15 protein-coding genes are annotated in these 15,621 nt (G+C 64.6%); 4 read left to right on the plus strand and 11 right to left on the minus strand.

Annotated features, from left to right (window positions below; translation table 11 throughout):
• Positions 1-177: 177 nt before the first annotated feature.
• Complete coding sequence (locus GY791_09635; GenBank protein MCP4328679.1) at positions 178-558, plus strand: IS6 family transposase; 381 nt, start codon at positions 178-180, stop codon at positions 556-558.
• 136 nt (positions 559-694) lie between these two features.
• Here the strand turns inward: GY791_09635 and GY791_09640 are convergent, their stop codons facing one another.
• A complete protein-coding gene (locus GY791_09640; GenBank protein MCP4328680.1) occupies positions 695-2,419 on the minus strand; it encodes an FAD-dependent oxidoreductase in 1,725 nt (574 codons plus the stop codon).
• 161 nt (positions 2,420-2,580) lie between these two features.
• Here GY791_09640 and GY791_09645 point away from each other — a divergent pair, with 161 nt between their 5' ends.
• Together GY791_09645 and GY791_09650 are read left to right on the plus strand one after the other, a co-directional pair.
• Positions 2,581-3,330, plus strand: a complete 750-nt coding sequence (locus GY791_09645) for an SDR family oxidoreductase (GenBank protein MCP4328681.1) — start codon at positions 2,581-2,583, stop codon at positions 3,328-3,330.
• A gap of 41 nt (positions 3,331-3,371) precedes the next feature.
• The gene (locus GY791_09650) at positions 3,372-4,139 is read left to right on the plus strand and encodes an SDR family oxidoreductase (protein MCP4328682.1); all 768 of its coding nucleotides are present in this window, start codon (positions 3,372-3,374) and stop codon (positions 4,137-4,139) included.
• 14 nt (positions 4,140-4,153) lie between these two features.
• Here the strand turns inward: GY791_09650 and GY791_09655 are convergent, their stop codons facing one another.
• Positions 4,154-5,272 (minus strand): NADH:flavin oxidoreductase/NADH oxidase, encoded by a 1,119-nt coding sequence (locus tag GY791_09655; GenBank protein ID MCP4328683.1) that lies wholly within the window; start codon positions 5,270-5,272, stop codon positions 4,154-4,156.
• 64 nt (positions 5,273-5,336) lie between these two features.
• Complete coding sequence (locus GY791_09660; GenBank protein MCP4328684.1) at positions 5,337-6,281, minus strand: dihydrodipicolinate synthase family protein; 945 nt, start codon at positions 6,279-6,281, stop codon at positions 5,337-5,339.
• Positions 6,282-6,426: 145 nt separating this feature from the next.
• Here GY791_09660 and GY791_09665 point away from each other — a divergent pair, with 145 nt between their 5' ends.
• On the plus strand, positions 6,427-7,572 hold the full coding sequence (locus GY791_09665) for an FAD-binding oxidoreductase (protein ID MCP4328685.1): 1,146 nt from the start codon (positions 6,427-6,429) through the stop codon (positions 7,570-7,572).
• 58 nt (positions 7,573-7,630) lie between these two features.
• On the opposite strand, the gene GY791_09670 is transcribed toward GY791_09665, so the two are convergent.
• The 8 genes from GY791_09670 to GY791_09705 form a co-directional block, all read right to left on the minus strand.
• Positions 7,631-8,368 carry an amino acid ABC transporter ATP-binding protein gene (locus GY791_09670; protein MCP4328686.1) on the minus strand — a complete coding sequence of 246 codons (738 nt, stop codon included), beginning with the start codon at positions 8,366-8,368 and terminating at the stop codon, positions 7,631-7,633.
• The gene (locus GY791_09675; protein MCP4328687.1) at positions 8,349-9,035 is read right to left on the minus strand and encodes an amino acid ABC transporter permease; all 687 of its coding nucleotides are present in this window, start codon (positions 9,033-9,035) and stop codon (positions 8,349-8,351) included. The genes GY791_09670 and GY791_09675 overlap by 20 nt, the downstream gene beginning before the upstream one ends.
• Entirely contained in the window at positions 9,035-9,712 is a 678-nt protein-coding gene (locus GY791_09680; GenBank protein MCP4328688.1) for an amino acid ABC transporter permease, read from the minus strand. The genes GY791_09675 and GY791_09680 overlap by 1 nt, the downstream gene beginning before the upstream one ends.
• A gap of 88 nt (positions 9,713-9,800) precedes the next feature.
• Complete coding sequence (locus GY791_09685; protein MCP4328689.1) at positions 9,801-10,610, minus strand: transporter substrate-binding domain-containing protein; 810 nt, start codon at positions 10,608-10,610, stop codon at positions 9,801-9,803.
• A 172-nt stretch (positions 10,611-10,782) separates the two neighbouring features.
• A complete protein-coding gene (locus GY791_09690; GenBank protein MCP4328690.1) occupies positions 10,783-12,342 on the minus strand; it encodes an aminotransferase class V-fold PLP-dependent enzyme in 1,560 nt (519 codons plus the stop codon).
• On the minus strand, positions 12,339-13,715 hold the full coding sequence (locus tag GY791_09695; GenBank protein MCP4328691.1) for an aminomethyl-transferring glycine dehydrogenase subunit GcvPA: 1,377 nt from the start codon (positions 13,713-13,715) through the stop codon (positions 12,339-12,341). The genes GY791_09690 and GY791_09695 overlap by 4 nt, the downstream gene beginning before the upstream one ends.
• Positions 13,716-13,837: 122 nt before the next feature.
• A complete protein-coding gene (locus tag GY791_09700) occupies positions 13,838-14,965 on the minus strand; it encodes an ATP-NAD kinase family protein (protein MCP4328692.1) in 1,128 nt (375 codons plus the stop codon).
• A 536-nt stretch (positions 14,966-15,501) separates the two neighbouring features.
• On the minus strand, positions 15,502-15,621 hold a 120-nt coding region (locus tag GY791_09705), incomplete at its 5' end, for an IS630 family transposase (GenBank protein MCP4328693.1).

Consider the following 15,621-nt stretch of genomic DNA (forward strand, 5'->3'; position numbering starts at 1 on the left):
CACATCATCGTCACCCTCGCAATAAAGTTCCTTCCACCGTCTGTTATGCGACCGACCGAGCTTCCATTCGGAATGTTTCACCTCGGCTGAGCATCGCCCATACGACACGGGCCGTCTTGTTGGCCATCGCCACCAGAACAATATTGGCTGTGGCGGGCGGTCGACGACGAAGGTGAAGTGCTGGACTTCCTGGTTCAGAGCCGGCGTTGCGCTCGATCGGCGAGGAGATTGCTGCGAAAGCTTCTGAAGAACCAGGGCTTTGCGCCGAAGCGCATCACTACGGACAAGCTCAAATCGTACCCAGTCGCCATCCGCCATAAGCGGCTTTGCACGGTCCATGATCAGGGCTTGCGAGCGAATAATCGGGCTGAAACCTCCCACCAGCCGGTTCGGCGGCGAGAACGAAAGCAGCAGCGGTTTCAAGTCGCCGGGATCAGCCCAACGCTTCCTCCCGATCCACGCCGCCGTCCAGAACGCCTTCTACATCCAACGCCACCTACTACCTCGCAGCATCTTCAAAAAGTTTCGGGCCGAGAGGTTCGACGTTTGGCGGCTTAGCTGCGCTGCGGTCTGATCCATGGTACGGCGCATTGCATCCGGCCGACGCAGTTAATGTGTCAATGCCCTGGTAGCTCCATGAACGGCGGCGGCCTCTCACGGCATTGACAATGCCGTCACGCCTGATTGCGGCCCCTTAGCGGATGACCTCATCGATCGCCACCGGTTGGATCGGCGGCCGCGGCGCGAAATACGCGTATTCGTCCAGCGGTACGCCAAATCGGTCGTGGAGAAGCGCGGCCACCAGCGGGGTGCAGTAGCGGCCCTGACAGGGCCCCATGCCGAGCCGGGTCCCACGCTTGATCTCGCTCATCGACGGCCGGCCGGCGCCGATTTGGGCCTCGACGTCGCCGAGCGTCACCTCCTCGCAGCGGCAGACGATCGTCTCCGCGTCGGCCAGTTGGATATCGGGCCGTGGGGCGGCGAACAGTGTCCACAAGGCGGACTGAAACCGACGCTGGCGCGCCAGGGATCGCCGCGCCGCCTTCCGTTCCCGCGCCGCCGCCGCCGTGACCGCCCCCCCGGCCGCCTCGATCGCCGCCACACCGGCGATGATACCTTCGGCCATCGCGGCCTGAGCCCCGCCGAGACCACAGCAATCACCGACCGCGAACACCCCGGCGACCGACGTCCGGCAGTCGGCGTCGCGCCGGGTCACCAGCTGCCCGCGTGACCTATCGTAATCGTGGCGGCAGCCAAGCAGACGCGAAATCTCATTCGACGGCAGGAAGCCGTAGCCCATGAGCACTGCGTCGCCATCGAATTCCGCCACCGGCCCGTGCTGTCGCGGCAAATAGGCGGAAATCGATGCGCGGAGTCCGTCCGCGCTCTTGTCGACGCGTGACAGGGCATGACCATAGAGAACCGGGATCCTGGCCCGGGCCAGGTCGCGCCGATAGCGCAACCCCCGCCGCACCAGGCCGGGGGCATTGCGCACCATCGCCCACAGCGCCGCTGCCGAATGTATCGCCGGTCGCCCCGCCAGCTCGGCGACACAGAGGACGTCGGCGCCCGCCTTCGACAATTCGCCGGCGACCTGAAGGTTGAGCGGCCCGTTGCCGGCGACGACAATGCGCCTGCCGGGCAGCACCCGGTAGCTGCGAAGCAAGGTCTGCGCGGCGCCGGTCGTCATGACGCCGGGCAGCGTCCACCCCGGCACCGGCAGGGCGCGTTCATAGGCGCCGGTCGCGACGATCAATTGGCGCGGCCGGATGACCCGGCTTCCCGCCGCGCCGGCGACGCGAATCTCGAGCGGCCGCGACGCCGACCAAACGCCGCCCGTGATGACCTCCGTTTCGGCGCGCTTCGCGCGTTCGATGAGGTCGCGGCCGGCATCGAATTGCGCGTCTCGATGGGCCGTGCTCGACAGGCCGGGGAAATCGATGAATTGCTTGAAATATTGCCCGCCCGGGGCCGGCCGGTCGTCGACAAGGACGACGTGGAGCCCGGCTTCGGCGGCGACCGATGCCGCGCTCAGGCCGCCGGCGCCGGCGCCGACTACGACCAGGTCCGGTTCCAGCGGAGCGCGGTCCGCTGACGCGTGATCGACGGGGCGGCCACCCGTCGCCTCGAGTGTCGCGAGTTGCCGGTTTTGACGCACGTCGAGGGCGGCATCGATCTTGGTCATGCACGCGCGCCGCACGGTGTGTCCGTCGATTTCGACCACGCAATCCCGGCACACACCCATGCCGCAGAAGAGCCCGCGCGGCGCCCCCGACGCGGTCGCGCGGAAGGCCGCGATGCCGTTGGCCGCGAGCGCGGCGGCGATGGTCTCGCCTCGGCGTGCCGCCAGCGCTCGGCCGTCGAATGCAACCGGTACCGGACGCTCCGCCGGCGTGATTTCACTGCCTCGTGCCCGCATTGCCGCCGCCGCCCTCCTTGCGCCCCCCGGTGCCGTCCCGGGTGAGAAGCCTTTGCCCAACTGACCATGGAAAGTACAGTTTCCGATGGGCAATCGGGCGAAAAATCGCCACTGTGGCGGCGAACGCCTGTTCGACCAGATGGACGGCCAGGGAAACGCCAATGGATCTACTCGAGGGAAAGGTGGCGCTGGTGACCGGCGGCGCCCGCGGACTGGGGGCGGCGATCGTGCACCGGTTCGCGGCCGCCGGGGCGACCGGGCTGGTCTTCGACCGTCTCGAGCGGATGACGGACCTGCCGCCCCGCTGGCGGCATATGCGGGGCGATGTCACCGAGGAAGCGGATCTCGCCAAGGCGGTCGACGCGATCGGTCGGGAATTCGGCCGCCTCGACATCGTCGTCGCCAATGCGGGCATCGTCCCGCCGTGGCGCGAATCCGCCGCAATCGACTTGGTTGAATGGGATCGGGTGTTCGCAGTCAACGTCCGCGGCGTGATCGCCGCCGTAAAACACGGGCTGCCGCTCATGAAAGCGCACGGCGGCGCGGTCGTCATCATGGGTTCGTCCAACTCGACCCGTGGTCACCCCGGGCAGGCGCTCTACGCCGCGACAAAGCACGCGGTGATCGGGGTGACGCGGTCGGCGGCCCTGGATCTCGGCCGCTTCGGCATCCGCGTCAATGCCCTGGCCCCGGGCCCGGTCGCCACCGACGCCTTGCTCCGACGGATCGGGGACCGCGCCGCTGGCGGCGGGCCCGGTGTCGAGGACGTGCTCGCCCGCTACGCGTCCGAAACCGCCCTGGGCCGATTGGCGAGCGCGGACGAGGTCGCCGACGCCGCATTGTTCCTGGCCGGGCCGTTGGCCGGCGGCATCACCGGACAGGTCATTCCGGTCGATGCCGGATTGTATTAGCGTGCTACGCTGTTCGGCCCGGCTCAACGATGACCGCTGAGATGCAAGACCTTTCCGACAAGACAATTCTGGTAACAGGCGCCTCCAAGGGAATCGGCGCCGCCATCGTCGCGTCGCTCGGCGCCGCCGGCGCCCATGTCATCGCCCACTACGGGTCGGACCGCGCCGGCGCCGAATCGGCAACGAAGGCGATTGCCGAGACGCGGGTCAAGCTGATTGGGGCCGATCTCGGCGACAAGGAGCAGGTCAAACGCTTGTGGCGCGAGGCGGTGGCCTGGCGTGACGGGATCGACGTCTTCGTCAACAACGCCGGCATTCTGCATCTCAAGGGCGGGATCGAGGACGACGACGAAACCTGGGATGCGGTTTGGGACGAGACGTTGCGGGTCAATGTGCTGGCCCCCGCCCGCCTGATGCGCGACGCGGTGCGGCACTATCTCGATACCGGCGGCGGCATGATCGTCACGATCTCCAGTTGGGCCGCCCAGCGGGGCCCCGGCAATCCGGCACTGACGACCTATGCGGCGTCGAAGGCGGCGGTCATGGCGGCGACCAAATCGATCGCCCGCAACTACGCCGATCGAAACATCCTCGCCTATGTCGTCGCGCCGGGCGTCGTGCGCACACGCATGTCCGAGGACACCGCCGCCGCGGTCGGCGGTGAAGAGGTGGTGACGTCGACGCTGGCCATGGGTGAATGGATCCCGCCCGAGGAGCTGGCCAGCCTGGTCACCTTCTTGGCGACCGGGAGCTGCCGCCATCTCTCGGGGGCGACCCTCGACGTCAACGGCGCCACTTATATACGTTAGGCCGTGCCCGCGCGTTACGATCCGAGTACGTCGGCGCGGCGTTCGAGATAGAACGCATACCACGGCGGCAGCACGCTATGGGGGTCGTCGAGTCCGAGCTCCAGGGCCGCGTGATAGGGCCAATTGGGGTCGGCCATCAGTTCGCGGGCGAGCGCGATCAGGTCGGCCTGGCCGGCGGCCAGAATCTCTTCCGCGTGTTTCGGGTCCATGATCAGGCCGACTGCCATGGTCGGGATGCCGGCGTCCCGCCGCACGGCTTCGGCGAACGGCACCTGGTAGCCGGGGGACAGCTTCTTCGTCGACAGCGTCGCCGGGCCGCCCATTCCGCCGGATGAGCAATCGATGACATCGACCCCCCGCGCCTTGAGTTCGCGGGCCAGCGCGACGGTGTCTTCGATGGTAACGCCGCCGTCCACGTTGTCGACCGACGAAGCGCGGTAGAAGACCGGCCGGTCGTCGGGCCACACCTCGCGCACCGTTTCGGCAACCATGAGCGGAAGGGTCATGCGTCCGCCGAGGTCGCCGCCGAAGCGGTCATCGCGCCGGTTCGATATCGGCGAAAAAAACGAGTGAATGAGGTAGCCGTGGGCGCCGTGGATCTCGATCACGTCGAAGCCGGCGCGGAGGCAGCGTTTCGCCGCCGCCCGGAACGCGTCGATCAGCTCCATGATTTCGCTCTCCTCGAGCGGGCGCGGCACCGGATATCCGTCGCGCTCGGGCAGGGCGCTCGGCCCGACCGTCTGCCACGGCGGGTCGGGACTGTCGGCGGTGAGCGGCGCCGCCCCTTCCCACGGCCGGGCGGCGCTGCCGCGGCGGCCGGAGTGGCCAATTTGGATACCGGTGGCGACGCCGTGGGCCTTGTAGCCTTTGACGACCTCGATCAAGCGCGGGATCTGCTCGTCGTTCCAGATCCCGGTGCAGCCGTGGGTGATGCGGCCGTCGCGGGTAATGCCGGTCGCCTCGACGAAGGCAAGGCCGTAACCGCCGAGCGCAAAACGCGCGTGGTGCTGCAGATGCCAATCCTGCATCGCGCCCTCGACGGCCTGATACTGGCACATCGGCGAGACCACGATCCGGTTTCGCAGCGTCAAACCGCGCACGGTCAGAGGCGTGAAAAGCAGCGGCGCCGTCACGTTATCGGAATCCATACACGAACCCGCGGGATCAACGTCGAGAGACACGGGGCGCCGCGATGCGTCAAGCGGCGAGACGACCGTCGAGCTCGTCCATCAGTTCGTCGATGCGCTGCATGATGAGCTTGAGCTTTTCGACCCGCTGCCGGCCCTCCTCGCCGAGCTCGGCAAACGTGGTCAGCGGCGGCCGGACGTCGCCGACCGGATAGCCGGCGACCGCCGCGAGCGCCTTCGAATAACATTGGTGGCCGTAGGTCGGGTGGCCTTCCTGAATGATCGCCTGCATGTCGTCGATCAGATGCTGGATCCGCTTGGCGTCCTCGACACGGCCGTCGACGATGAAATCGCAAAACCCTGTCGACGCGCGTGGGATGTAGTTGCCATAGGGATTGACGTAACCGACCGCGCCCAGCGCGTAGGACTCGACGACGCGCTCACCGGCGAACACGTTCATCACGCCTTCGGTTGCCTCGATGATGTCGAAGACCCGGCCGACGTCCATGCTTGCTTCCTTGATGTAGCGAACCTGTTCGAAGGCCCGGGTCAGCCGGCCAATGAACTTCGCCGACATGTCGACGTTGGAGGTGAACGGGTTGTTGTAAAGCATGATCGGGATCGTGACCGCGTCGCAGATCGCCTTGTAGTAATTGAAGATCTCGTCTTCCGTCGGCGTGTAGTAATAGGGCGGCAGGATCATCAGGGCGTCGGCGCCAAGCTGTTCGGCCTCGCGGCTGTAACGCACGGCGGTCGGGGTATGGGCATTCATCGTACCGACCAGGACCGGAACCCGCTTGTCGATGTGGTTGACGGTGGTCTCCACATAGAGCCGGCGCTCGTCGTCGCTGACGGTCAGGAACTCTCCGGTCGTGCCGAGAATGATGAGACCGGGCACTCCGGCGGTGAGCTGCCAGTCGAGGAAATTCTTCAATGCCGGCACATCGATCGCCGAGCCGTCGGGCGTGAACGGCGTGACCGTGACGCTATAGCTGCCGCGAAAATGATGCATCATGACACCTTCTCCCAAGACGAGGCGCCACGTCACCATCGCGATGAACGAACGAATTGGCGCCGGAAAATTCGTCGCGCAGATTAACATGGGCCGTCAAAGGGTGTAAATCGCGCCCCGGGAAGACAGAGGGATGATGGAAGGGACGATGGCGCGAGCGGACGTGTTGGTGATCGGGGGCGGCCTGGCCGGCTGCGCCGCCGCCTATTTCCTCGCCCGCGGCGGCGCCGACGTGTTGGTGATCGAGCAACACGACCTCAACACGCTGGCGTCGGGATCCAACGCCGGCAGCCTCCACGGCCAGATGCCCTACGAGGAGTTCATCGAGAAGGGCGAGGATTGGGCCGCGCAGTTCGCACCGGTTCTGTCATTTCTGCTCGAGGCGATCCGTTACTGGCCCAAAATCGAAGCGGAGCTGGGCGCGGATTTCGAGGTCAGCCTGTGCGGCGGCCTGTTGCTCGCCGAGACCGAGGACGAGATGCGTGCGGTCGAGCGCAAGGCGCGAGTCGAACGCGCCCATGGCGTGGACGTCGAGCTGCTGTCGCGGGACGATCTGCAATCGGTCGCACCCTACGTCTCCGATCAGATGGTCGGCGCGGCGCTATACCCGCTCGAGGGGACCGCCAACCCGCTGCTCGCCACCCCCGCCTTCGCCGCAGCTGCGCAACGCAACGGCGTGCGCATCATGCGCCGCACCACCCTGGACGGCCTGCACCGGGATGGCGGCGGGTTCACCGCCAAGACCAGAGCCGGTCCGATCGCCGCGCGGCGGGTCGTCAACTGCGCCGGCGCGAGCGCCGGACGGGTCGCCGCGATGATCGGGCTCGAACTGCCGATCGATGGCTATCCGATCCAGGTCAACGTCACCGAGCCGGCGGCGCCCCTGGTCACTCACTTGGTGTATGCCACCGGCGGACGGCTGACCCTGAAACAGACGCCGCGCGGCGCCTTCCTGATCGGTGGCGGCTGGCCGGGCGCCCTCGACCCCGAGAACGGGCGGCCCGTCGTCGATGTGGACTCCGTCCGCGACAACCTTCGAGTCGCCGCGACGGTGGTGCCCAGCCTGCGGCGGGCGAATTTGCTGCGGACCTGGCCCGCAATCGTCAATGGGACCGATGACTGGCGGCCGATCATCGGCGAAGCGCCCGGCGTACCGGGCTTTTTCCTGTGTATGGTCCCGTGGGTCGGGTTCACCGCCGGCCCGTTCGCGGCGCGGCTGGTCGCCGATCTTGTCCTCGGACGCAGGCCCGGTTTCAACCTGGCGCCGATATCGTCGCCGGCGTTCGCGGCATAGGCCTCGGATCGTCACGTCGCCGGCACTCGGGCGGGTTGGCTCTAGAGCACATGGTGCTCTAGTGACGCAGGATCTTGCCGAAGAAGTCTTTGGCGCGCTGCGTTTTGGGATCGTCGATGATGTCGCGCGGCAGTCCCATCTCGACGACCTGGCCCTTGTCCATCATGACCACCATGTCGGCGACCTCGCGGACAAACGCCATCTCGTGGCTGACGATCAGCATCGTCATGCCATCGGCAACCAGGTTCCGGATCGTGTCGAGGACCTCGTTGACGAGCTCCGGGTCGAGGGCCGAGGTGACCTCGTCGAGGAGCAGAATTTCAGGCTTGAGGGCAAGCGCGCGGGCGATCGCAACCCGCTGCTGCTGGCCGCCGCTGAGCTGGTCGGGAAAGGCATAGTGCTTGTCGGCGAGGCCGACCTTGGCCAGCAGCCGGTGGGCATCCTCTTCGACCTCGGCCCGGCGCCGCCCCTTGATCTTGATCGGCGCGACGGTGACGTTGCGCATGACGTCCATATTCTGGAACAGGTTGTACTGCTGGAAGACGATGGCCATGCGGTCGCGCGCCGCCCGGACGCTCGCCTTGCTGGCGTAATCGACCGGCTCGTCGTGGACCAGAATCTCGCCGGTAGTGGGCCGGTTGAGGCCCATCAACACGCGCAACAAGGTCGACTTGCCCGACCCCGACGGTCCGACCAGGGCGACGACCTGACCCTGATCGACGGTCAGGGTGACATCGCTGAGGACCTCGACGCGGCCATAGGCGCTGCTGACGTTCCTAATGTCGAGATGTGGCAAGGCGCCGCTCCAGATATTGGCCGATCCGGGTCAGCGGATAGGACATGGCAAAATACAGCAGCGCGATCGTACCGAACACCAGAATCCCGGAATAGCCCTGGTTGTTCAATTCCTTGGCGCGAAACGTGAGCTCGAACACGCCGACCTGGGAGACCAGCGCGGTGTCCTTGATGAAACCGATCATGAAGGCGATCGCCGGTGGAATGATCACCGGCCAGGCCTGGGGCACGATGACCCCCCACAGCGTCTGCCAGCGGCTGAAGTTCATTGCCGTTGCCGCCTCGACCTGCTGCCGCGGCACCGATTCGAAGCCGCCGCGGATGATCTCGGCGGTAAACGCGGTGGCGTAGATACAGATCGCGATCACCGCGATGCTGAACAGCGACGCGTTCGAGATGAAGGCCTGGATGAAAAACAGCACCAAATAGGTGATGACGAGAAACGGGATGCGCCGGAAAACCTCGATATAGGAAATCGCGGCGAAACGGAGCGGCGTCGCCACTAGGCCCGGGGTCTGGCGCAGGAAGACCATGAAGAAGGCGAGGAAGAAGCCGATGAAGCAACCGAGCAGCGTCATCGCCAGCGTCGTGCCGGCGGCCTCCATCAGCAGCACCAGGTTGTTGGCGCTGAAGAAACGCGGGATTTCGTTGGCGAAACGCTCCAGCATCAGAAGATCTTCGCCTTGACGCGGAACGCCCATCGCCCGAACAACGCGAGCGATATGCTGGCGATGAAGGTCAGGATGACGTAGAGCCCCGCGGTCACCGTGAACATCTCGAGCCAACGATAGTTCTTGGTGGAGATATTAATCGTCTCGCCGGTCAACTCGTCGACGCCGACGACGGCGCCGACCGACGTGCCCATGACCAGAATGACGATGAAAAAATTGGCGATCGCCGGATAGATGTAACGCGCGATGTGCGGCACGATGACATAGCGGATCTGCTTGAATCGCGAGAAGCCGAGTGTCTCGGCCGCTTCGAGCTCGGTGCGATGGACCGAAAGGAAACCGGCGCGCATGATCTCGGTGAGATAGGCCCCGGCGTTCAGCGTCAGGCCGATGAGGACGCAAGTCTCGTTGCTCCAGCGGATACCGACCTCGGGCAGGCCGAAATAGAGAAAATAGATCTGGATCAGCGCCGGGGTATTGGTGAAGAACACGACATAACCCTGCGCCACGCCATAGGCGAGCCGGCCGCCATAGATCTTCATGCTGGCACCGAGCAGCCCGATCAGCGCGCCGCCCCAGAACGCCAAGATGCCGAGCTCGAGGGTAAGAACGGCGCCCTGCAGCAATTGCGGCAGGGCCTCGAAGGCGATCCCGAACTGGAAGGTATAGTCCATCGTCCCCCGAATCGCCTATGCCGATGGGGCCAGACGGACGGCCGCGGTCCCGACAACCGGAACCACGGCCGCAAGCCGCAAACGCAGCCTAGAAATAGGGATTGGGGACGACTGGCACCAACATCGGCGCGCCGTAGGACGCCTCCCAAATCTCATTGACGACACCGTCCGAATGAAGCGCGTAGAGGATGATGTTCAGGACCTCGACCAGATCGGCGTTGCCCTTGCCGACGCCAATCGCGCAATAGGCGACGAAAATCGGCTCTTCGATCACCCGCCATTTGACGTCGGGATAGTTCTTGGTGTGGGCCATGTAGAAGTCGATGTTCTCGACGATGGCGTCGGCACGGCCCTGTCCGACCAGCCGCACCGTGTCGGCGAGGGTGTCGACGAGTTCCAAGTTGGCGTTGGGAATGTTCTCCTCGGTCCACGGCACCGTCCAGTTGCCGCGCATGTTGGCGAGCGTGTATTCGTCGGAGTTCAAATCCTGCCACTTGTTGGCGGTCACCTTGTCGGTGGTCAGCACGGCGAGCACCTCGGTGTGCAGCGGCACGGTGTAGTCGATCAGCTTGGCGCGTTCGGAATTTCGGGTCAGGGCGCCGAGCGAGATATCGATCTTGTCGGCGACCAGGAACGGCACCCGCTGCGGGGTCTCGGTCGGTACCCATTCGACCTCGACCTTCATCATCTCGGCGATCTTGTTGCCGATCTCGATGTCGAAGCCGACCCACTCGCCCGCCGAATCGCGCGAACTGTTGGGCGGGAAGTTCGGGTTGATCCCGATGCGAATGGTGCCGTCCTCGAGAATCTCATCGAGCGTGCGGGCGTCGGCGGCGGTCGAAACCGCGAACATCGCCATCGCCGCAACGGCGCATAGCGAGATCAGGCGTTTGAACATGGTGTACTCCTCCCACTGGGGCGGCCCTGGAGTTCGGCGCCGCCGAGTTATCTGATTGTTCGGCAAAAGGCCACGTGCACCGACGTGGCGAGGCCTCCGCTCTGCCGATTTTCGCCCGAACCGTTCCACTAGGTCAACGTTTTCGCATCGGGGGAAAACCGGAACGCAGGGCCTAGGCCGCCGGACCGCCGTGTTTGCGCCGATATGCGCGCCAGGTCATGGCCCATTTTTCCGGATCTTCGAGCGGTTCCGCCTTGATCTTGGCGATGGCCTGATTGTGGGGCGCGGTCTTGACGATATCCGGGTTCGTGCGGGCCTCCTCGCAGACATGAGCCAAGACGTCGATCCAGAGGTCGAGGTCTTCTTTCGAATACATCTCGCCGGGCTCGGGGGTGAACGGCTCGGGAACGATCCACGGCTCGTGCGCCAGCCAGTACGCGTCGATACCGAAATCGACCATCCGGTTGGCGACGTCGATTGTCGTCACGCCCGTCTCCTCGGTGAGCGTCTCCAGGCTGTAGCGGGTCATCTCCATGCGGCGTTGGGTGAGATGGGGATGGGACTTGGTCACGCCGGGGATCGCGAGCAGACGCTTTTCCATGTAATTGTTGGCAATGACCGAGAGATCGGCGGCCTCGGCGATGCCGTCGCCGCCCATGGCCCGGGTCCACGAATACGCCTTGATGACTTGGGGAACGTTGCCCCAGAACTCGCGCACGCGGCCGATGCTCTGCGGCCGATCGTCGTCGAGATGGTAGCCGTCGCTATCGCGCGTGATCACCGGGCCGGGCAGGAACGGCGCCAGCTCGGCGCTGCAGCCATAGGCGCCGACCGCCGGCCCGCCGCCGGCCTTGGGCGCGCCGAAGGTCTTGTGCAGCATGTACATGCAGGCGTCGAAGCCGAGTTCGCCGGCGCGCAGCTTGCTCATCACGCCGTTGAAATTGGCATGATCGTAGAAGCACAGGCCGCCGGCGTCGTGAACGACGCGGACCCACTCCTTAATCTCGGGGTTGTAGATCCCCATGTCGTCCGGATTGTTGATCAGCAGCGCCGCGGTACGTTCCGAGACCGCGGCCTTGAGGGCGTCAAGCGCCGGGTACCCGTTCTCCCCGAGCATCAGCGTCACGACCTTGAACCCGGCCGCCGCCGCGGTCGCCGCATTGCAGGGATGGGCCTGAATCGAGGTGACGATTTCGTCGCGCTGGGCCAGCTCGCCCCTGGACTGGTGATAGGCGCGGGTCATGCAGACATGGGTATAGGCCGCGTCGGCGCCGCCGCCGGCTTGAAAGACGAACTGATCCATGCCCGACAGCTCGCGCAGGATGAGGTCGAAATTGTGGAGGATTTCGAGCGTGCCCTGGAGGGTGGTTTCGTGCTGATGGGGATGCGCTTCGGCGACCTCCGGCCGGGCGGCAATCGCTTCGTTGAGCCGTGAGTTGTACTTCATCGTGCAGGTGCCGAACAGGCTGACCCCCATCATGCCCAGGGTCTCTTGCGAGAGGTGCAAGTAGTGACGCTGGACTTCGGGCTCGGACAGTTCCGGAAGCGCCGGCGGCGCCTCGCGGCGCATGTCCGCGGGGACCAAATCCATCGCGTCGCCGACCGCTTCGCGTACTTCCTCTTCGGCCTCGCCGAAGACGATGCCGCGGCGGCCGGGGTGGCCCAATTCCATGACCACGGGCTCATCCCAGACCGCGGCGTGGTATTCCCGCAATCGCATGTTCCCGCTCATCGCAGAACCTCCCGTAATTCGTTGGCGAGACGGTCGATGTCGCCCTTGGTGTGGATCTCGGTGATGCAATAGAGCGCGCATTGCCCGAGCTCGGGGAACTCGGCGGAAAGGTCCTTGCCGCCAAAGATGCCGCGTTCGCGCAGGCGCCCGTTGACCTCGTCGACGGTGCGCCCGGTGTCGTCGAATCGGACGACGAATTCCTTGAAGAAGCCGGACGGGAACCCGATCCGCAACCCGGGTACCCGAGCGAGCACGGCGGCGGCATAGTGCGCTCGCTGCAGGATCAGCCGGCCGACCTCGCGGAAGCCGTCGGGACCGAGAAGTGACATGTAAACCGCACCGGCGATTGCCCACAGGTAGGTCGAGTTGCCGGTCCAGTCCTTGCCCTTCTCGCGCATGCCGTAAGACGTTTGGTGGGCGCAACTGAGCCCGAAGCCGTATTGCCCGTCTTTTTCGGTCTCGGTAATCGAGATGTTCAACGTATTGTATTCACGAACATATTTCTCTTCGTCGCGCGAGGCGATGAAACCACCGACACCGCCGCCGGTATTCATGTGAACGCCGAGCGGCTGAGTCGTGCCGACGACGATGTCCGCCCCGTAATCGGCCGGGGCCTTGATTACGCCGAGGCTGATGGGATCGACGCCGACAATGGTTTCGGCTCCGCTGGCCCGCGCGATCTCGGCGATCGCGGCGCCCTGCCGCTCGATCACCCCGGCGTAGGACGGGTTCTCGAAATAGACCGCCGCCGTCTCGTCCGAGATTTTCGCCCGGAGGTCGTCGAGGTCGAGCAGTCCGGTCGCCACATCGTAGTCGATCGGGACGACGGCGATATGGCTCGCCATCTCCTCGGGCTCACAATAGTTGCGGATGACCGACAAGCGCTCGGGGTCGCTGAGCCCGGGCACCAGGACCCGGTGCCGGCCGGTGATGCGCGATGCCATCCGGATCGCATGTCCGGCGGCGCAGCCATAGGAATAGACCGGCAGGCCGACCATATCCATTTGCACGAGTTCGCCGATCTGGCTGCAATACTCGAACCAAGCCTGATTGCGGCCGTGGTCGGAGGACGGTGACCCCCAGACGTTGGTCAGGAACTCGGCCCGGCCGGTAATCTCGTCGCAAACGGCGGGCACGTGATGTTGCCAACAGCCGGCGCCGAGAAAGCTGAGGTTCTCCTCGCAGCTCCCGGTCTTGGACAGCAGGTCGAGCAGGTGCCGTTTGAGCTCGGCCTCGGAGCGTAGGGCCTTGGGCAGGCGGAGCTCGTCTTTGAGGCGGTGATCCTCGGGGATCTGCTCGAACAGCTCCTCGATTTCCTTGGCGCCGATGTCATCGAGCATGGCCTGTTTGATGTCGGCGACCGAATTGGCCATATGGGGATGGGCCAGGGTGGCGTTCGATTTCAGGACGATCCCTCCTGCGGAGCTGTCGGCCGCACCGATGCGGCACCGGCGGACGGCGATCTTTGCACCGCCGGCGTCATCATTCAATGCGGTCAGGCGGCCACGACCTCGAGCATCATCGTTCGGCCGGGCGCGGTGTGGACGGGCCTGAAACCGGCGAGCGCAGCATCGATCTCGTCATCCCCCGTATCGACAAGCAACCGATCGGTCTTCAACGCGATCAGTTTCTCGGCGCTCGCGACGACGATGACGTTCTCGGTGCCGACCCGTCGGATCACCTCGCCGCTGATCTGCTGGTTGCCGCGGCCAAAAACGAATCCCTGGCCGCCTATGACGCCGGTCACGATCCTGGCTGGCCCGCCGTCGAGCAGCGACAACAGCTCCGCCTCGGACGCGTCGCGACCGATCAGGGCGCCGTCGCGGACGACATCGACGCCCAGCAAGGTACCGTCGAGCCGCAAATGGTCGAGGATCCGGTGGGTCGACCCGCCCGGCCCGAAGATATAGGCAGCTCCCCCTTCCATGCCGTTCGCGATGTCGGCCGCGAGCGCCCCGAGATCGGCATCCGCCGTCGCCGTCGCCGTCGCCTTGGCGTGCTGCATCATTTTTCGCTCATAGGGAACCTTGGCGTGGCCGTAGAGGCGCGCCGACAGACGATTGCGACGCTGTGCATCCTCGTCAATGTCCATCACCTCGGCGTCAACCAATCGGATATGAGGGTCGCGACCCAGAACATAGGCCGCCGCGAGTCGCCCGGCGCATCCCGGCCCGGTCGAGAATACTGCGGAGTGCATTTTTACGCCGGTCGGAATGCCAAGAATCGGGACCCGGTTGGAGACAATTTCGAAGATATCGCGCGCGGTGCCGTCGCCACCGGCAAATAGGATCAAATCGACGCCATGCTCGCACATGGCCTCTACCGCACTTTGCGTGTCCGTCGCGCGAGACTCGGCGGTCGCGGCTTGGCCAACCACGATCGGTCCGAGGTTAGCGGCGAGTACGTCGTCGGCCCCCATGACGCCATCGTAGGTGAGAATCTCAAGCCGATCCCGATCGACAGCCAATGCGGACAGCGCAACCCCAGCGCGTTCATGGGCGATGGGCTCGGCTCCAAGTTCCCGTGCCCGCGACAGAATGTCATTGCCATCGGTTCCCTTGAGCCCGACCTTGCCGCCCATCCCCGCGATCGGGTTGACGATAAGTCCGATTTTCGCACCCATGGAGCAGCGCTCGTCGTTGATCAGAGGGACACGGCTCACCCTCGTCCACAATGCGGCTTACCATCAATTACATCGAACCGCGACCCATGTCTTCGCCCCAATTCGGAATTGTGCCGGAGTAAAGTTGGAGCAGGTATATTCTTGTGAAATCCGCCCGCTCATGCCGCCGCATCGAATAGCTACGCCCCGATTGGCTAGGAGAGAGCAAGATTGTCGACCCGACATTTCGTCCAATCGAGCAGCCTGTGCAGATTCACAGAGCTCTTCTTGCCGAATGTTAGGTAGGTTCTCGAATAAGCTACATCTCCGCCGACGCGATTACGGTACCTGTATCTGAGTTTCGGCATAGTTGGTTGCAGTGCCAAACAGAGAGAGCGCTTATTGAGCTGCAAGTAACGTTGACTAGAAGCCTTTGAAACCAGTTTCAGATTGTTTTTCGCAGATTCCAATTGGTGTTTTCTTGAAAAAATCCCGCCCACACTATCATCGAGACTACTGCGATTGGCGCGCAACATTCTTATACCAAATCCCGTTGATCATGACCTATGTGCCCATTGCCTGTGTCCGATCGACATGATTTTCCAGGGCTGATCGATGAGCTTGTTCCAGGCGTCACAGCAGTGGTCGACGATGTCGTCGTATGAGTTGAAGACGCG

The organism is Alphaproteobacteria bacterium, assembly GCA_024244705.1.
Classification (GTDB): domain Bacteria; phylum Pseudomonadota; class Alphaproteobacteria; order JAAEOK01; family JAAEOK01; genus JAAEOK01.